A 17,068-nucleotide genomic window follows, 5' to 3' on the forward strand; every position below is an offset into this window, starting at 1 on the left:
CGGGAAAGATTCTCCGGTGGGCGCCGTCGTGTGTAAGAGGGTGTTGCTACTTCTCGAAGACGATGTCCTCGATCAGGGTGTGCTGCTCGACGGCGGACGGCGCCTGCATGCCCGGTGCCTGATCGTCGGAGTGCGCGGCCTTGAACGAATCGGAACGCAGCCAGGCGAGGAAGTCGTCTTTGGAGTCGAACTCCATCGTGGACAGGTAGGGGAGACCGTCGGCCGCCGGACGGAGGAGAGTCGTGCGGTTGAGGCCGGGAACGCCGTCGAGGGTTTCGCGCATGCTGTCGACGAAGACCTTCTCGAATGCCTCTGCCGTCTCGGCGGGAACCTCGATGCGGTTGGTGATGACGTACACGATGGGGCCTTTCTCGACGGGCAGGACTTCTCCGGGAATCATACGCCGCAGGTGAACTGGGGTATTTGCGCGGTAAGTGGGGATCGACTCGCGGAACAGCGTGCGCAACTCTCCACTCACCGCGCGGCTGCGGCAATCCGGGAGCGTGCACGGGTGACGGCGCGTGCGAACCGGCCCGCGACCACCTCGAACCGCTCCAGCTCTGCCCAGTTCCAGCGGACTACTTCCAGTCCCAGGTCGCGCAATGCGTCTTCTCGACGTTTCTCGGCGAGGAGGTCACGACGGTCCCGGTATTTGATGCTGCCGTCGAACTCGCCGACGATGCCGAGGCCGTCCCAGAAGAAGTCGAGGCGGTACCGTCGTCCGTCGCGCACGACCACCTCGCGTTGCAGATCCGGTGCGGGTAACCCGGACTCTCGCATACGGATCCGCGACAGCGATTCACCGACGCTCTCGCTTCTCCCGTCCAGAAAATCCAGAACCGACGCCGCGGCAGTCGTACCGGTGTGGTGTCGTGCCCGCGCGAGTACCGGGGCCAACTGCAGGCGTGTGTTCGGGTGAAGGCGTAGAGCGGAGTCTCCGGTTGCCACCGCCTGGTCGCGCGGCAGCGTGCGGGCGAGATCGACGACCGTCCTGGCGACCGACGTGACGGCGACTCCGCAGATATCCACGAGATCGTCGTCACCGAACCTCGTGCGGTGCGCGTGCAGGTGTGGCGTGATTCGCCCGTGTCGCCCGGGACGCGAGATGTGCACGCGGGTCAGCGGCACCTTCCAGATGTCGAGACGATGGAGAACCGCCGCGGACACATGGCTGATCGCTTCACCCGGCTCGAGACGCGAACCGACGTGGCGCGCGTGTACGCGATGGCGCCCCGCCTCGTCGAGCGCGTGGCACTCGGCCTGCCGCAGGTAGACGCCTCGGGCAAGCGGGACGAGTGTGCCCGCGCGCAGCGCGTGTCGGATGTCGTTGTCCGACGTCCCGGCCGCCGTGAGCGACGTCCTCGTCAGCACTTCAGGCTCGTCCATGCAGCGGATCGTGCCCCATCAGGTCACGGGTCCGGGCGTTCGAAGGCACCGTACCGGCGCCCTTGTGGACAAACGCCGTGTCTGCGGACAAGTACGCGCGGATCAGAACAGGCGCGGAGTCGCGTGGGATCCGTCCCGGGCTTCGACGACGCGCGCATGCCACCGATCGACGAGCCACATCTCGACCAGCTCCGGTCGCGTGGCCATGAGACCGGCCCACGTGTTGAGCAGTTCGACGTACCGGTGATAGCGACGCACAGTGAAGTCTGCGACCGACGGGTCCTCGAGCCACCCCTCGTGGACGAGCGTCGAGACACCGTACTGGTCCAGCATCTGCGCGGGAACGGTGTCCGTGCGCGCCTCCACCGCCCACAGGTAGGTCGCCATCAACGGCACACCCACTCCCGGAGTGTCGGGCCAGCCCGACCAGGTCTGACGAGAGGTGTCGGGGAGTCCTTTCGTCTTGGCGCAATAGTCGAGGACACGTTTGATCTTCGCGAACGGGTGGCGACCTTCGGGGGTGCGCACGTCGCGGACGTCGGGGAACCGCCGCACCGCTTTTCGTCGTGGATGCGCGCTGCGCCATGCCGCACACAGGAACAACAGGCCGAGAGCCTCGTGGTCGGCATCGATCAGATCGCTACCCAACCGAAGGTCGTTGCGCTGCACCACCGCAGTGCCGGTGGTGACGATGCGGCCGTCGAGGTTTCGTCCGCGCAACCTGATCTCGTGTCCCGCGTCCTCGAGATGATCGTTCCACCACTGCAGATCGACCGTCACGCCGTCGTCGAGCACCTGAAGGTCGAAGGGCCGTGCCCGGCACCACTCGGCACAGGCCTTCGGAGGCTCGAATCCTTCGTCGTACGGATGCATTCTCGTGAGCCTGCCACGGGCACTCGATGTTCCGTGTCCGACACACGCGGCGGCATCATCACAGCTCGGTTTCCATCCCCCGGAGTTGTCGTGCCCAGTCGAACTCGGCCTCGAGAAATGCTTCCCCTCCCGAAGCGAAAGCGTCGCGCAGGTCGGTGAGGGTGGCAATGAATTGGTCGATGCGCTCGCGTGCGGATTCCGGGGTTCCGGCGGCCTTGCGTGCGTAACCGTCGGCGAGTTGTCGGGCGGACTCGAGGTCGCCGAAACCGCGGGTCTCGACGAGACCGTCGACGATGCCTTGTGCAGAAGTCAATTCATCGAGCATCGTGTTGCAGATAGCGACAATCTCATCGACGACGTCAGGGTCGAGGCGGACGAACTCAGCCATGGATGTGATCCTTCCGAGTCAACTGTGAGGCAGGTCGAGAAGCGGTTCGATCCATAACACGAGGTCATCGAGACCGCTGCACCATTGCTCTCTGGGTACGCCACGTGTGTGATCGGGATAGTACGTGCGGCTGAAGATGACAATGCCGAACTCGGTCTCCACTGCGATCGAACAGGAATTCTGGTTGTTGTTGTCGACTTCCAAGAGCGCTCGCCGGCCATTGATGGTTGTTTCGGTTGCAATGAGTCGGTCTTTGGCGAGTTCTTCTTCGAGGGTTACGTTGCCCGCCAGAACGTTGAGCCCATACCGTCGGAGTACCCCTGGAATATGGAGTGTGCCCTTGAACCGGCAACCAATGAACGAATATGTGCCCATTGGGTAGTCCGTCGGTTCCTTACTCCGCGTGTCGTAACGGGCCTGGAGCAACAGTTCGTCCGGGATATCCAGACACGGGTCGAACGTGATCTGCGGGCGACCCGAGTCGTCCACGACCCGCGGCGTCCTCGTCGTCGAGGTCGGGGTTTCGACAGCTTCCGGCTCGCTCGGCGTCGCCGCGCCGGATGCGCATCCCACCGCCGTCACCACGACAGCCAGCGATGCGACCGCTCGCACGACACAGCTCCACCCACCCACGCGACCCCCCGATCCGCTGATTGCCGCAGACGCTAGCACAGGGAACGCAGAACCGTATCGCCGCGATCTGCGCGCTCAATCGGGATCTACTCACGCAATAGCGTTGGCAGATAACAATTCACCGCGCAAATTCGCAGGATTACCCGTTGGCGGCATCGAGCAGGCGCTGAATCTCGTCCTCGCCGATTCCGAAATCGCCGAAGCTGAGAATCCGGCCGATGGGCATCGACGCTGCCATGGCGAGGACCGCAGGATCGAGAGCCGGAGCCTGCCGGTCTCCGGACGCCACGAAGATCGTCGAGAGCGCTTCGGCGGCAGCAGGGTTGGCCAGAACTTCACCGATCGACGACTCCAACGTCAACGGCACGTTCACGGCATCGCCGGCGACTTCCGCAGTCGCCGTGACCCGGATATCGCGGCTCGACGCGCCGACCTCCACGGTGTACAGGCCGCCCTCCACCACCCACGCATCGACACGGGGGTCCCAGTATGCGAGGTCCGATCGGCGAACCGCGATTCGGACCTCCCGCGACTCGCCGGGTTCGAGGAATACCTTCGCAAATCCCTTCAACTCGCGGGGTGCCCGCGACACGGCGGACGACGGCAGCGAGACGTACACCTGCACGACTTCAGACCCGGCGCGGTCTCCGATGTTGGTCACCGTGACGGTCACGGCCAGATCGTCGCCAGCGGTCACGGCCGCGGCGCCGTACTCGAAGGTCGTGTACGACAAGCCATGTCCGAACGGGAACGACACATCTTGGCGTCGTGCATCGAAGCCGCGGTAGCCGACGAACAATCCTTCCCCGTAGCGGACGTGCCCGTGCTCGCCCGGGAAGTTCGTGAACGACTGAGTGTCCTCGAGCCTGACCGGGATCGTTTCGGCGAGACGCCCGGACGGGTTGACTATGCCGAACAGCACGTCGGCCAGCGCGCCGCCACCCGCTTGTCCGAGCAGAAACCCTTCGACGATCCCGGGCACCTTGTGCGCGAAGCCGGAGACCCGCACGACACCTCCGTTGGAGAGGACGACCACCGTGTCGGGGTTCGCCGCAACCACGTCGTCGAGCAGTCGTCGTTGCTCGGACGGGAGTTCGAGATCGGGGCGGTCGAAGCCTTCCGATTCGAGTTCGGAGGGGAGTCCGAGGAACAGAACAGCCACCTCGGCGCCGGCAGCGGCGTCGACGGCAGCCGTGCGGAGTGCGTCGTCGGCGGTACCGTCGAGCAAGTACCCCGCGGCAAAAGCGACATTCCCGGACGCGAGTGCGTTGATCTCGTCGAGCGGTGTGTCGATCCGGGTGGGATTGATCCGCGACGATCCCGCTCCCTGATACCTGGGAGTGCGGGCGAGTTCGCCGATCACCGCGACGTCGACGTCGAGAGGGAGTGGAAGCAGGGCGCGCTCGTTCTGCAGGAGCACGACGCTCGCTGCCGCAGCTTCCCGTGCGAGGGCATGGTGGTCGTCGGCGTTGTAGGTCGCGTCGGCGTCGGCGCGCGAGGCGACGCGGCCGACGAGGTCGACGACCCGCGCTGCTGCCGTGTCGAGCACCGTTTCGTCCAGCGCGCCCGACCGCACCGCGTCGACGATCTCCTGATCCGTGCGACCTCCGCTCGACGGCATCTCGAGGTCGAGGCCCGCTGCCACCGCAGCGACCCGATCGGCGACGGCGCCCCAGTCACTGACGACAAGACCGTCGAATCCCCACTCACCTCGCAGCACGCCGGTGAGCAGCCACGGATTCTGCGACGAGTAGACCCCGTTGATGCGGTTGTACGAGCACATCACCGTCCAGGGACGTGCATCCTCGACGACGCGCTGGAAAGCGCGCAGGTAGATCTCCCGTAAAGGTCGCGGGTCGACGTCCGCCGACACACGCATCCGGTCGGTTTCCTGGTTGTTCGCCGCGAAGTGCTTCAGGGACGCACCGACACCCTGCGACTGGATGCCCCGAACCAGCGAGGTGCCGAGGATGCCGGCGAGCAACGGATCCTCCGACAAATATTCGAAGTTCCGTCCGCACAGCGGCGAACGCTTGATGTTGATCCCCGGACCGAGGAGGACACCGACCTGCTCGGCGCGGGCTTCCGAGCCGAGCGCAACGCCGACGCGTTCCAGAAGGGCCGCGTCGAACGAGCAACCGAGCGCGACGGCGGGGGGAAAGCAGGTCGCCGGTATCGAGTCGGCGAGCCCGAGATGGTCGCCGCCCTCGGACTGCTTGCGGACGCCGTGCGGCCCGTCTGTCAGCATGATCGACGGAATGCCCAACCGGGTAAGCGGTTTGGTGAACCAGAAGTTCAGCCCGCTGGTCAAGCCCGCCTTCTCTTCGAGGGTTGCTCCGCCGACGATGCCGGCGGGGGAGCGGTTGGGTGCGTCCTCGGTCATCGGGCTCCTTCGGCGGGACTTCGCCGCAGCGTATCCCCGTCGAAGTGGGTGAGTGTGCGGGTCGGGAATTCGGGTACCACGACAGAACCAGCCGCTTCCAGGAGGATGTCGATGGACACCGTGACAAAACTGCTCGATCGCGCCGGACGAACGTACGCGGAGGATGCGGGCATCACACTGAAAGACACCCCGAAGCCCTTGTTCGAGCTTCTCGTCCTCGCGTTGCTGTCGAGTACGCGAATATCGGCGGATATCGCCGTCGCTGCGGCGAAAGAACTGTTTCAGGCAGGATGGCGTACCCCGGAGGCAATGGCGAAGGCGCCACGTCCGGACGTGATTGCTGCGCTCGGACGCGGTCACTACGTTCGGTACGACGAGAGCACTGCCACTCGGTTGCGCGAGATGGGCGAACGAGTCGAATCCGAGTACCAGGGCGATCTGAGAAAACTGGCACAGCGTGCTGACGGTGACGCTGCGGCAGCGGCCCGTCTGCTGGAGGAATTCGACGGAATCGGACCTGTGGGAGCGGAAATCTTCCTGCGCGAAGTCCAGGACGTGTGGACCTGGCTCCGGCCCTACCTCGACAAGCGTGCCCGGCAAGGCGCCGAAGCGCTCGGTGTGCCCGCAGAGTCGGAGAAATTGGAGAAGCACGCGCCCGACGGCCGGTTCGCTCCGCTTGCCGCGGCGCTCGTACGCGTCTCGCTGGACGACGACCTACTCGAGGATGTGCGCGGCTGATCGGTCACGCACCTTCGACTGCCGCCAGGAGCATCTTCGCCGCTACCGAGATCAGCTTCGTCCGGTCGGCATCCGGGGGCCGGAGCAGGGCGATCCGGGAGCACAGACTCGCGGTGGCACCCATGACGATGAAGACCAGGTCGTCGAGTGCGTCGTCGTCGAGATCGGGGCGCAGGCGTGTGGGAATGATGCGCGCCAAGGGGCGGAGGGGGGCCTCGATGTCGGCCCAGGCGAAGCCGAACTCGGCCTCGTTCGAGGTGTAGGACACTCGCAGGACCGGGGCGTGCTTCTCGAATGCCGAGGTGAGCCCCTCCACGACCGTGACCATAGCGTCGAGAGACGCCTGGTCCATCGCGCGGGCGATTGCCGTCGACAGCGCCGTGGTGATGTTGTGGACGGCCGTCATCCTCAGTTCGTCGATGATGGCGTCCATGTCCGGGAAGTAGCGGTAGACGGTGCCGATGCTCACGTGGGCGTGTTCGGCGAGAGCCGTCGTACTCACGCGTGCCCCGGGCCGGCTACCGAGAAGCTCGTGCGTGGACGTGAGAAGGTGCGTACGCATCTCTCTGGCACGGCGCTGAGTCGGGGATGTTCGTACCCCTCTACCGGCCGAATTGCCGTTCGGTGTGCTGGTCACAAGAAATGAATAGTAAGTGAGGATTTCTCGTGTTTGCATGGAATGTATGAATCGACGCATTCCGCGCGAACTTGTCAACGCAGATCTCGCCGTGCGTCGCTACGGCGACCTCGGAAGCAGGTGGCTGGACGGGATGTGGCAGGCCGACCCACTGGTCGACGCGGTCGTCGCCGACGATTTCGGTTCCTCCTCGGCCACAGCCGAAGTACGCAGGGCGTTGGCAGACGGTATCCACGCTGTCCCGAACGCTCCCGAGTCGCTACGAGCGCTGTTCACACGCCTCGACGACGAACCCGAGTGGCTCGACCACGACCGCCTGGACCACGCTGCCGATGCCCTCATCCGCCACACCCCCGTGATGGGCATGGTGCTCGGGGCGGCGTCGCTGCTTCGGGGTGCCGCCAGTGAGATCGCCGGGAAGCCTCTCGCGCTGACCGGTCGCTACGTGAGCCAGCCGGCGGTGCGCTCCGTCGAGGTGGGGGAGTGGCTGCGGCATGTGATCGCGCGAGACGGAATGCGCCGCAACGGAGAAGGTTTCGCATTCACCGTCCGGGTGCGCATCATCCACGCACACGTGCGCCGGGGCATCGTCGCGAGCGGACTGTGGGACGAGGACGCATGGGGTGTGCCGATCCCTCAGCCCTATATGGCGTTCACCATCGCCGAATTCGGGCACATCTGTGTCGAAGCGATGCAGACGCTCGGCGTGCGTTTCACCCGCACGGAACTCGACGACATCTACCACCTGTGGCGCTACGTCGGGCATGTGATCGGCATGAGCGACGAACTCAACCTGTGTAAAGAAGCCGATCACGTGCTCGTCGAGGAGTTGTATCGGTTGACTTCTCCGGGACCGAGCCAGGACGACCGAGATTTCGTGGCCGCACTCACCGACGACTATCTCGTCCCGGAACTCGCGAACCTCCTGCCCGGAAACGACCGTGTGCGAACATCTCTCGCTCGCACGCTGATGCACAGCCTGCAGCGTGTCTTCGTAGGTGACGCGGAGGCCGATGCGCTGGGGATCCCGGACAGCCCGCTCAAGCACGTGGTGCGCCGGGCCGGCCCAGCGCTCGCCCTCGTCAACCGGATCCAGGAGCGGCGCTACCCGGACAAGGCTCGGACCACCTCGCGGGCGTACAAGGTTCGGGACGCAGCGATGGACCGTATGCGCGTGGACTACGGCGTCGCCCACGACCTGGTGGACGCCGCTCCCCATTGACCATCCGAAAGAGGAAATGCGCGCCGAATGGAGATTTGCGCGGCGAATATCGTGAGCGGATCTCCGTTCGACGCGCAGATCAGGATCTACACGTCCCTGTCCGCGGTGTCGAGTGCGCGTGCCCAGTCGAATTGCGTGTCGAGGAAGTCCTCGCCTCCCGACGCGAACGCGTCGCGGAGCTGGGTCAGTGTGTCGATGAATTGCTCGATCCGTTCGTAGGCCGATTCGGGTGTGCCCGCGCCTTTGCGGCTGTAACCGGCGGCGAGTTGCCGGGCGGATTCGAGGTCGCCGAAACCGTGCGTTGCGGAAAGCCTCTCAGTTGCTTCCCCGACCTTGTGCAGCTCGGCAAGCATGGTGTTACAGATGGTGACTAGTTCGTCGATCACATGGGGTTCGAGTCGAACGAAGGCTGACACAGGTTTCCTCCCAAGCGGTTTCGGCTCAGCTCGTGATAGATGGTTCGAGCGCCGTTACGAGCGCTTCCAGTCCCTCGCACCATTCGCGTTGCGGCACGGGGCCAGGGTGGTCCTTGTGGTAAATCCTGCTGAAGATAACCATGCCGAAAGCCGTTCGGAGAACGAACCTGCAGGTCCCGCCAGTGGCGGGATCGATCTCGAGGAGGGCGGGGCGGTCGTTGATCATGGTCTCGGTAGCAACGTGACCGTTCTTTTGTAGTTCTTCTTCGAGTGTGACGTTGCCTGCCAGCACGAGAAGGCTGTATCCGCGGCGAACTCCGGGAACGACAGTGGGATCCCGATAAGTGCAGCCCAGGAACGTGTACGACCCCATCGGCATATCCGAAAACTCTTTGTGCGCCGCGTTGTAGCCGGCCTCCGTCATCACATCGTCGGGGAGGTCGAGGCAGGGATCGAAGGTGACGGGAGGACGTCCGGAGTCGTCGACGACGCGCGGTGTGCGCACTTCCGACGTCTCGACAACCGTCTCGGCTCGAGCAAGTTCGTCGGGGGGTGGTGGAGACCCGCATCCTGTCGTGACAGCTATTGCGGCCACGAGAGAACACGTCGCCAAACCCCGCCTGCTCATGAGCCCCCCGGATCCGCAGTTGGCGCCAGACGCTAGCACACCCGGTTCGGCGGAGCGGAACGAACTTCGGCGGAGTCCGTGCCCTCAGCCTGTTCCCGTGGAGAGGGCATCGAAGACGCGCTGAGTGAATGCCTGGTCCTCGATTCCCAGGATGTCCGCCCAGAAATACGCTGCTTCGGTGCCGTAGTCATGGCCGTGGCCACTGGGTACGTCAGCGGCGAACACCATGTCCAGGGTCACCTGCCAGAACGTCACGAACGGGATCCACGACATGCTCTTGTCGACATCGGCGCCGCGCTCTTCCCGGAGCCAATCGGGGCGGTTCAGGATCAGGTCGGCGGACCACCAGACGATCGGGTCGCTCGGGTGCTGCCAGTACACGATGCGGGGGATCTCCCATTGGCGCAGTCCGGGGAGGTCGGTGAGATCTGCAGGTGTGGCGGCAAAGCGCACATTCTGACCGCCGTAGACGACGGGCAGGATCTCGCGACTGCCCGGATCGCGCGAGTCGGTGATCCTGCGCCACTGCTCGGTGAAATTGGGGGTGCCCACCCACAGGGCGCCGTCGGTGCGGGTGATCATGTCCTGTGCCCCGGAGAACGCCGACTGGCCGCCGTACGACCCCAGGGATTCACCGAAGACCAGAAGCTTCGGCCGTGTGTTCGGGTCCAGGTCGCTCCAGCGGTCGTACACGGCTTCGAACAGTGCGCGTCCGGCGTTGCGTGGGGAAACCCGGTCGGCGAGGAACGCCAGCGGACTCGCCAGAAAGGAGTACTGCATCGCGGCGATCGCCGAGTTCCCGTCCGCGAGGTATTCGAGGCTGGACGCGACGTCTTCGTTGACCCATCCACGTCCCGTCGTGGTGGCGACGGCCAGATACTCCCGATCGAATGCGTTCGTGCGGTCGAGTTCCGCCACCACACGTGAAGCCAGGGTGTCCATCTCTTCGGGTTCGGACTGTCCTCCGGCGTTCTCGATCGAGCGGTAACCCGCGTAGACCCGGATCGGCATCATGGCCGGCCTACCGGTGACCGCACCGATCTCCTCCGGTGTCGGTCCGCCGGCGACGAACGTCCGGCCTTCGCGTCCGAGCGAGTCCCACGGTTGTTCCGACGCGTCGGATCCGGACCGGTCGGGCGACTGCGGTTGCACGACACCGGCTGCGGTGCCCTCGTCGACCACCTTCGCCGACCCGTCGGCGATACGCGTGATCCCGGCCGCGAGCAGGCCCTCGAGCGCAAGAAATACGACGGCTCCCACCACCACGACACTCACTGCCCGCGCGACGGGCACCGGCAGAATCCGCACGACCTGCCGAGTGATGAACTGCGCGACACGACGCAGACCTCGCCCTATGAGAAGGAGGATCAGCGAGAGGAACAGGGCTACGGCCAGCACGCCGGGATAGTCCCAGTTGCTTCCGCTCTCGATGCCCACGAGTTCGCGGCTGATGTTCTGCCAGCGCGACCCGAGCGCGAGGAACGTCGGCACCACCACGATCGCGACCAACGCGAGCAGTATCCAGAGGACCTTTGCGGCTTTCGGTGGCACTCGGACGTCGAATCCGCATTTGCGTATCCCCCATGCCACCAGGACGCCGATCCCGTAGCCCGTCACGATGCTGATTCCGGTGGCGACCCCCTGCAGATACCACGCACGCGGAAGTAGCGAGGGCGTGAGCGACCAGCAATAGAATAGCAACGCCACCACCAGCCCGAGGAAGCTGAACCGACTGAGCCACTTCATGATTCCATGCCGCATTCGCATGGGAAGGGAGACGCGTTCATGAGGCGCGGGGGCCGGAGTGGTGTCGGTCGTCGTCGTCACGGGCGGGTCGCTTTCGTCGTAGGACGTTCTGCCGGCGGGCTGTAGTTCGTCCATTCCGTTTCGACTTTTGCGCCGGAGCCACGTCGAGGGGACGGAATTCGATGCCGTGCGACGAAAACTAGCAGAATGAGGGGGTAATTCTCGGGAGAAGAGGCCATGGAATTCCGATCGACAGCGACGGTTTCCGGAAGGCGCGTCCCGGCACAGTTCCGCGCGGCGATGAGGACTGATCTCGTCCGCACCGGGTCGCTGCGTCTCGATGCGGACGGAAGCGGCATATCGGTTGCTCCGGACCGGATTCGGCGTGATCGGCATGCGTGCGGTCGCGGCGTCCGAAAGCCCGGATATGCCCCGGAGACGTCCCGGCCGGTGTCATTCTGGAGAGTGAATCGCCATCGATCGGCGGGAGGCCGAGGATGAAAGCACTGGTATTTCATGGTCCGGGACAACGCGCGTGGGAAGACGTGCCCGACCCCACGATCACCGAACCGACCGACGCGATCGTGCGCGTCGACGCGGTGACGATCTGCGGCACCGATCTGCACATTCTCGGTGGTGACGTTCCGGCGGTGACGGACGGACGAATTCTCGGTCACGAAGCCGTGGGCACTGTCGTCGAAGTCGGCTCCGGCGTTCGCAATCTCATGGCCGGTGACCGCGTACTGGTCTCGTGCGTCTCCGCCTGCGGCCGATGCCGATACTGCCGCGAGGCGCGGTACGGCCAATGTCTCAACGGAGGCGGCTGGATTCTCGGACATCTGATCGACGGAACCCAGGCCGAACTGGTGCGAGTTCCGTTCGCGGACAACTCGACCTACAAGATCCCCGAGGGGGTCAGTGACGAGCAGATGCTCATGCTCGCCGACATCCTGCCCACGTCGTACGAGGTGGGAGTACTCAACGGGTGTGTGCGTCCGGCCGACGTGGTGGTCATCATCGGCGCCGGGCCGATCGGTCTCGCCGCGATCCTGGGCACCAAGTTGTTCAGTCCCAGCCATATCGTGGCCGTCGACCTCGCCGACAGTCGCCTGGAAGCCGCGAGATCCTTCGGGGCGGACATCGCTCTGAACGGTGGACGCGACGATGTTGCGGCGATCGTGCGGGACCTCACCGGTGGGCTCGGAGCCGACGTCACGATGGAAGCGGTCGGCGTGCCGCAGACGTTCGAGCAGGCGGTGGCGCTTGTCCGGCCGGGCGGACACGTCGCGAACCTCGGCGTCCACGGTTCTCCCGCGACACTGCATCTCGAAGACATCTGGATCAAGGATCTGACCATCACGACGGGCCTCGTCGACACGTATTCCACTCCGACGCTCATCGGGCTCGTGGAGAGTGGACGGCTCGACACGTCGCCCATGATCACCCACAGGTTCAACCTCGACGACTTCGAAGAGGCATATGACGTATTCGGCCGGGCAGGGGAGACGGGTGCGCTGAAAGTGCTGCTCACGGCCCATTCTTCGACCTGAGTGGTGGTCGGTGGAACCACACATATCGACGGGATGAGCGACGGCGTTACAGCGCCGGCAGAAGTGCGGGGGCGAGTTTTCAGGCGCCTGATCCTCCGGTAAGAATGTCCGATCGGACCGAGTTTCAGCTCGGCCGGGAGGACATCCGGAGGGGTAGACGTGATCGATCTTCGTGCGCCGGCAAGTGGAACCGTCACGCTGCCCCGAGGGCATCGCTGGGTGGTGGTCGATGTCGAGACCTCGGGTGTGCGTGCAAACGCCCACCGCGTGCTCAGCGTCGCCGCGCTCGCGTTGCGCGAGGACGGTTCGGTCGAGCGGGAGTTCTCGTCGCTCGTCGACCCCGGTTGCGACCCCGGGCCGGTGCACATCCACAACCTCACCCGCGAGCGGCTCGCGGGAGCGCCGCGCTTCGAAGACATCGCCTCGGAACTGGCAGACATTCTCGACGGCGGCACCGTCGTCGCCCACAACGCGTCGTTCGACTACGGCTTTCTCGACGCCGAGTTCCGGCGGGCGGGAAGGACACTTCCGGTGCAGCAGCGGTTGTGCACGCTCGCGTTGTCGCGCCGCCTCGACCTGGACCTTCCCAACTACCGGCTCGCGACGCTCGCGGAGCACTGGCAGATTCAGCAACTCCAGGCACACGACGCGTACGACGACGCTCGTGTGCTGACCGAAATCTTCCTGCGCAGCGCCGGAATGGCACAGACACTGCAACTTCCGCTGCCCGTCGTGAACTGTCGGAGCAGCAAGTCGGTGTACCCGGCATCGGTGACCCGGGTTCCCTGCCGGTGGAAGAACCCGGGCAAGCTCACGGACACCGGTCTCGTGCAGGGTATGAAGGTCGTGATCAGCGGGTCGACCGCCACGCCGCGGACGGCACTCGCCGAGCGCCTCACCGAAGCAGGGCTCGACGTCCTCAACCAGGCGAGCCGGCAGACCAGTGTGCTGGTGTGCAACGACCCCGTCGTGCAGACCGCCAAGGTGCGCAAGGCGATGGCCGAAAGCATTCCCGTCATCAGCGAGCGACACCTCGACGACCTTCTCACCCGGGTCGCTCCCGGCGAGCCCAAGGTCGCCACCGTCATCGATGTCGTGCCGCAGGCACAGATCCCGGTGGAGACTCCGCAGGTCGTCACCGCCCCCGCCCCCGACGGCACGGCGCCGGCACAGGGCTGGGCGCTGCAGGGCCACAAGCCCAAGTTGTGGTCGGGCCGAAAAGTACTGTTGCTGGGCGGAACCCATCTCGAAGCGGTGATGATGCGGTCACGCATCGCGCAACTCGGTGCCAGGCCCGCCCTCAACTTCACGGCCGCGGTCACCGACGCGCTGGTCCTCGGCGGCGGCGAAAGCGACAAGCGGATGCCCCGGGTGCTGCAACGCGCGCTGCCCGTCCTCACCCCCGACGACGTCAACGCCGCGGTGGAGAAGGGTGTGATCCCACCGCACATGCGGACCGAAGCCCGAATGACGGCGCCGGTGCTGTCGCTCGGCGAGGTGACCGACCTGCCCGCGAAGATCACGTCCTGGTCGGTGAACATCGCGTGGAAAGCCGAAGCTGTCGACGACGAGTTCGACATCGACATCGTCGCATTCCTGCTCGGTTCGGACGAAAAAGTCGACACCGATGACGATTTCGTCTTCTACAACAACCCCGTGTTCGACAACGGGGTGGTGGAACTGACCATCGACGGCAGCAGTGAGCAGTGCGTCCGCGTCGACCTCGCGTCGCTGCCCGCCGAGTGCGAGCGCATCGCCATCGCGGCGGCTATCGACGGCGACCGTACCTTCGGTGACCTCGGCGCCGTCTCCGTCAGCGTCGACAGCGACGACGGCACTGCCGCGACCTTCGTTCTCGACGCCGGGACCACCGAACGCACGATGGTGCTCACCGAGATCTACCGCCGGGCAGGCAAGTGGCGTCTGCGGGCGGTGGGGCAGGGCTACGACGACGGCCTTGCGGCCCTTGCGGTGCGGTACGGGGTCGACGTCGATGCCTGAACGGTCACGGGTACTGCCGTCGCGAGATCTGCGATGAGCATTCGTATTCCCCAGGAGCCGAGGTTCGCGCATGTCTCCGAGGAAGTGGTGTGGCGGGCGCTGATCGACCAGCTCGGGCCGAACGACCTCGTGGTCGCGAACCAGCGCGTCACCGACCACGACAAGGACCACGAAATAGATTTCGTCGTTGCGCTCGAGGGCTACGGTGTGATCTGCCTCGAGGTCAAGGGCGGGGGAGTCTGGTACGAGAACGGCGCGTGGTATCAGCGTCGCCCGGGCGGACCCGCCGTCATCGATCCGGTGGGACAGGTGCGGGGCGCAATGTACGCGTTGCGCCGGTACGTCGACGACGATCCCCGTCGTCCCGTCGGCTACGTGCGCTGGGATCACGTGGTCGTGTTCCCCAACAGTTCGTTTCCCGCAGGCTTCGCCTTGCCGGAATGTCCCCGCTGGAAGGTGGTCGACCGCGACGATCTGAGCGGAATCGTCGGCAAGCTCATGAAGGTGCTCATCGATCAGCACGTCGCGAGAACCGGGATCGACGCGGATTCGATCCTCGAACTCGCAGATGTGCTGTCGGGGCGTGGATTGCCTCAGCGCGACGTGGTCTCGCGCGCGCTCGAGAACGAGGACGCCGGCAACCTGCTCACCCAGCAGCAAGCCGCGGTACTCGATGCGGCGCGTCTGCTTCCCCGCGTCGAGATCCGCGGAGGAGCGGGAAGTGGCAAGACCTTCCTCGCGATCGAAAAGGCTCGCAGGCTCACCAAGGAGGGCAAGCGTGTCGCGCTGGTCTGCTATTCCCACGGGCTCGCGTCCTACCTCGAACGCGTCACCAGGGCACTGCCACGGAAACAGCGTCCCGCCTATGTCGGTGAATTTCACAAACTCGGCCGACGCTGGGGTGCCCCGGAAGGTCCGCCGGAGAGCGTGCGCACGGAAGAAACCGTGGCGTTCTGGGAGCATGTGCTCCCGGCGCGGATGGCGGAACTCGCAGCCGAACTTTCGAACGGGCAGCGGTTCGACGCCGTGGTTGTCGACGAAGCGCAGGACTTCGCCGACGATTGGTGGCGGCCGGTTCTCGCTGTATTGAGAGATGAGGATGCCGGCGAGATCTACGTGTTCAGCGACGAAGGGCAGCGGGTCTTCGATCGGGAAGGTGTTCCCCCGGTTGCGCTGGTGCCGTTGGTGCTCGATCAGAACCTCCGCAACACCAAGCAGATCGCCGGGTGTTTCACACCGCTCGTCGGGCAACGGATGCGATTGCTCGGCGGCGACGGACCCGACGTCACCCTCGTTCCGTGCGCACCGGAAGATGCGCTCGATCGCGCCGACGATTCCATCGAGACGTTGCTCGAAAGCGGTTGGCGGCCCGAGGATGTCGCGCTCCTCGCGACCGGGAGTCGACATCCGGAGCAGGTCGAGAGGCAGCAAGCCGGGCCTGAAGCGTACTGGGAGAGTTTCTGGGACAGCGACCAGGTGTTCTACGGTCACGTCCTGGGATTCAAAGGACTCGAGCGTCGGGCCGTCGTGCTTGCCGTGAACGAATCGCGGCCGCAGGAGCGATCGCGGGAACGATTGTATGTGGGGCTGTCCCGGGCCCGCGACCAGTTGATCGTGTGCGGGGACCCGACATTCATACGGACGGTCGGTGGAGAGGAGTTGCTGAAACGGCTGGGCGGGGTGTGATATCCGCGCGCGGGTGTTCTGCGGGCAGCCTTCGGGGAAATACGTTTGCCGGCCGGAAGATATCCCGGCCGTGAGATAGCCGACGTCGTATTCGGATGTGAAAACGGTCTCGCTACAAGATGTGTAACAAAGGGGCGTCCGGTCCGATACGTAGTCGTATCGCTTCCCACGACTTTGGAGTCTGCAGAATGAACCGTCTTCTTTTCGGTGCAGTAATGGCGGTAATTCTGGTGGGGAGCGTGTCGGCGTGTGGAGCCGAATCGGACTCGGCTGCGGAGATGCTGCCCTCCTCCGGCGCGGTCGCGTCGACGACGACGACCAGCACCATCCCGGAGACCACGACTGTGAAGCCCTTGCCTGCAACGACTTCGAGCACTCCGAAGCAGACGCTCCCGCCCGTCGAAGCCGAGCCCGCCCCGGCCGCGGCTGTGCCCGCCGCGGCGCCCGAGGTGACATCGGTTCCGATGCCCCCGGTCGTATGCATGGATCTGCAGTCGGCGCAGAATCTCATTCAGGACCTCGGCGTCTTCTATTCACGCAGCGTCGATGCCACCGGCAAGGGGCGCAAACAGGTGCTCGACGCGAATTGGATCGTGGTCGGCCAGACGCCGGGCGTCGGAGTTCCGATCGGTGAAGGGGATGCGGTTCTCTCGGTCGTGAAGATCGGTGAACCGAACCCCTGCTGACACGCGCGTCGTAGCCGGAACGGCGTGGTGGACACTCTCTGCTCGCCAATTTGCGAGACCCCTGTAACGCGGTCGCTCCTTCCCCCGATTGACCG

16 protein-coding genes are annotated in these 17,068 nt (G+C 65.1%); 6 read left to right on the forward strand and 10 right to left on the reverse strand.

Annotated elements, in window-relative coordinates; all coding sequences use genetic code 11:
- Positions 1-46: 46 nt before the first annotated feature.
- The 6 genes from ACLQ3J_RS09605 to ACLQ3J_RS09630 form a co-directional block, all read right to left on the reverse strand.
- Positions 47-400, reverse strand: a complete 354-nt coding sequence (locus ACLQ3J_RS09605; RefSeq protein ID WP_425902961.1) for an antibiotic biosynthesis monooxygenase family protein — start codon at positions 398-400, stop codon at positions 47-49.
- A 74-nt stretch (positions 401-474) separates the two neighbouring features.
- A complete protein-coding gene (locus tag ACLQ3J_RS09610; protein ID WP_425902962.1) occupies positions 475-1,386 on the reverse strand; it encodes a hypothetical protein in 912 nt (303 codons plus the stop codon).
- Positions 1,387-1,488: 102 nt separating this feature from the next.
- Positions 1,489-2,259, reverse strand: coding sequence for a hypothetical protein (locus tag ACLQ3J_RS09615; protein WP_425902963.1), 771 nt, complete (start codon positions 2,257-2,259; stop codon positions 1,489-1,491).
- 58 nt (positions 2,260-2,317) lie between these two features.
- Positions 2,318-2,647, reverse strand: coding sequence for a hypothetical protein (locus ACLQ3J_RS09620; protein ID WP_425902965.1), 330 nt, complete (start codon positions 2,645-2,647; stop codon positions 2,318-2,320).
- A gap of 18 nt (positions 2,648-2,665) precedes the next feature.
- Positions 2,666-3,259, reverse strand: coding sequence for a DUF3558 domain-containing protein (locus ACLQ3J_RS09625; RefSeq protein WP_425902967.1), 594 nt, complete (start codon positions 3,257-3,259; stop codon positions 2,666-2,668).
- Between the two features lie 160 nt (positions 3,260-3,419).
- Complete coding sequence (locus tag ACLQ3J_RS09630) at positions 3,420-5,663, reverse strand: glycoside hydrolase family 3 C-terminal domain-containing protein (RefSeq protein WP_425902968.1); 2,244 nt, start codon at positions 5,661-5,663, stop codon at positions 3,420-3,422.
- A 111-nt stretch (positions 5,664-5,774) separates the two neighbouring features.
- Here ACLQ3J_RS09630 and ACLQ3J_RS09635 point away from each other — a divergent pair, with 111 nt between their 5' ends.
- Entirely contained in the window at positions 5,775-6,401 is a 627-nt protein-coding gene (locus tag ACLQ3J_RS09635; RefSeq protein WP_240952689.1) for an endonuclease, read from the forward strand.
- Positions 6,402-6,405: 4 nt separating this feature from the next.
- Here ACLQ3J_RS09635 and ACLQ3J_RS09640 read toward each other — a convergent pair whose 3' ends face one another.
- Positions 6,406-6,963: a TetR/AcrR family transcriptional regulator gene (locus ACLQ3J_RS09640; RefSeq protein ID WP_425902970.1), complete on the reverse strand. Its 558-nt coding sequence runs from the start codon at positions 6,961-6,963 to the stop codon at positions 6,406-6,408.
- Between the two features lie 121 nt (positions 6,964-7,084).
- On the opposite strand from ACLQ3J_RS09640, the gene ACLQ3J_RS09645 reads away from it, so the two are divergent.
- The gene (locus ACLQ3J_RS09645) at positions 7,085-8,260 is read left to right on the forward strand and encodes an oxygenase MpaB family protein (protein ID WP_425902972.1); all 1,176 of its coding nucleotides are present in this window, start codon (positions 7,085-7,087) and stop codon (positions 8,258-8,260) included.
- A gap of 86 nt (positions 8,261-8,346) precedes the next feature.
- On the opposite strand, the gene ACLQ3J_RS09650 is transcribed toward ACLQ3J_RS09645, so the two are convergent.
- The 3 genes from ACLQ3J_RS09650 to ACLQ3J_RS09660 all read right to left on the reverse strand — a co-directional run bounded on the left by ACLQ3J_RS09650 (position 8,347) and on the right by ACLQ3J_RS09660 (position 11,050).
- A complete protein-coding gene (locus ACLQ3J_RS09650) occupies positions 8,347-8,676 on the reverse strand; it encodes a hypothetical protein (protein WP_425902973.1) in 330 nt (109 codons plus the stop codon).
- A gap of 25 nt (positions 8,677-8,701) precedes the next feature.
- A complete protein-coding gene (locus tag ACLQ3J_RS09655) occupies positions 8,702-9,304 on the reverse strand; it encodes a DUF3558 domain-containing protein (RefSeq protein ID WP_169622701.1) in 603 nt (200 codons plus the stop codon).
- 84 nt (positions 9,305-9,388) lie between these two features.
- Complete coding sequence (locus ACLQ3J_RS09660) at positions 9,389-11,050, reverse strand: alpha/beta hydrolase (RefSeq protein ID WP_425902975.1); 1,662 nt, start codon at positions 11,048-11,050, stop codon at positions 9,389-9,391.
- Positions 11,051-11,547: 497 nt separating this feature from the next.
- On the opposite strand from ACLQ3J_RS09660, the gene ACLQ3J_RS09665 reads away from it, so the two are divergent.
- The 4 genes from ACLQ3J_RS09665 to ACLQ3J_RS09680 all read left to right on the forward strand — a co-directional run bounded on the left by ACLQ3J_RS09665 (position 11,548) and on the right by ACLQ3J_RS09680 (position 16,973).
- Positions 11,548-12,600: a zinc-dependent alcohol dehydrogenase family protein gene (locus ACLQ3J_RS09665; RefSeq protein WP_425902976.1), complete on the forward strand. Its 1,053-nt coding sequence runs from the start codon at positions 11,548-11,550 to the stop codon at positions 12,598-12,600.
- 159 nt (positions 12,601-12,759) lie between these two features.
- Positions 12,760-14,601 (forward strand): TerD family protein, encoded by a 1,842-nt coding sequence (locus tag ACLQ3J_RS09670; protein WP_425902977.1) that lies wholly within the window; start codon positions 12,760-12,762, stop codon positions 14,599-14,601.
- A 33-nt stretch (positions 14,602-14,634) separates the two neighbouring features.
- Positions 14,635-16,287 (forward strand): NERD domain-containing protein, encoded by a 1,653-nt coding sequence (locus ACLQ3J_RS09675; RefSeq protein ID WP_425902979.1) that lies wholly within the window; start codon positions 14,635-14,637, stop codon positions 16,285-16,287.
- Between the two features lie 188 nt (positions 16,288-16,475).
- Positions 16,476-16,973 (forward strand): hypothetical protein, encoded by a 498-nt coding sequence (locus ACLQ3J_RS09680; RefSeq protein WP_425902981.1) that lies wholly within the window; start codon positions 16,476-16,478, stop codon positions 16,971-16,973.
- Positions 16,974-17,068: the final 95 nt, after the last annotated feature.

The sequence above is a fragment of the Rhodococcus sp. DT1 genome (assembly GCF_049844875.1).
Lineage (GTDB): Bacteria > Actinomycetota > Actinomycetes > Mycobacteriales > Mycobacteriaceae > Rhodococcus.

What these genes read in the sequence shown, in the direction of transcription:
- ACLQ3J_RS09680 (WP_425902981.1), top strand. Translation starts at nt 16,476, where the DNA reads ATGAACCGTCTTCTTTTCGGTGCAGTAATGGCGGTAATTCTGGTGGGG.
- ACLQ3J_RS09675 (WP_425902979.1), top strand. Translation starts at nt 14,635, where the DNA reads ATGAGCATTCGTATTCCCCAGGAGCCGAGGTTCGCGCATGTCTCCGAG.
- ACLQ3J_RS09630 (WP_425902968.1), bottom strand. Translation starts at nt 5,663, where the DNA reads ATGACCGAGGACGCACCCAACCGCTCCCCCGCCGGCATCGTCGGCGGA.
- ACLQ3J_RS09620 (WP_425902965.1), bottom strand. Translation starts at nt 2,647, where the DNA reads ATGGCTGAGTTCGTCCGCCTCGACCCTGACGTCGTCGATGAGATTGTC.
- ACLQ3J_RS09655 (WP_169622701.1), bottom strand. Translation starts at nt 9,304, where the DNA reads ATGAGCAGGCGGGGTTTGGCGACGTGTTCTCTCGTGGCCGCAATAGCT.
- ACLQ3J_RS09615 (WP_425902963.1), bottom strand. Translation starts at nt 2,259, where the DNA reads ATGCATCCGTACGACGAAGGATTCGAGCCTCCGAAGGCCTGTGCCGAG.
- ACLQ3J_RS09610 (WP_425902962.1), bottom strand. Translation starts at nt 1,386, where the DNA reads ATGGACGAGCCTGAAGTGCTGACGAGGACGTCGCTCACGGCGGCCGGG.
- ACLQ3J_RS09660 (WP_425902975.1), bottom strand. Translation starts at nt 11,050, where the DNA reads ATGAAGTGGCTCAGTCGGTTCAGCTTCCTCGGGCTGGTGGTGGCGTTG.
- ACLQ3J_RS09635 (WP_240952689.1), top strand. Translation starts at nt 5,775, where the DNA reads ATGGACACCGTGACAAAACTGCTCGATCGCGCCGGACGAACGTACGCG.
- ACLQ3J_RS09605 (WP_425902961.1), bottom strand. Translation starts at nt 400, where the DNA reads ATGATTCCCGGAGAAGTCCTGCCCGTCGAGAAAGGCCCCATCGTGTAC.
- ACLQ3J_RS09640 (WP_425902970.1), bottom strand. Translation starts at nt 6,963, where the DNA reads ATGCGTACGCACCTTCTCACGTCCACGCACGAGCTTCTCGGTAGCCGG.
- ACLQ3J_RS09665 (WP_425902976.1), top strand. Translation starts at nt 11,548, where the DNA reads ATGAAAGCACTGGTATTTCATGGTCCGGGACAACGCGCGTGGGAAGAC.
- ACLQ3J_RS09645 (WP_425902972.1), top strand. Translation starts at nt 7,085, where the DNA reads ATGAATCGACGCATTCCGCGCGAACTTGTCAACGCAGATCTCGCCGTG.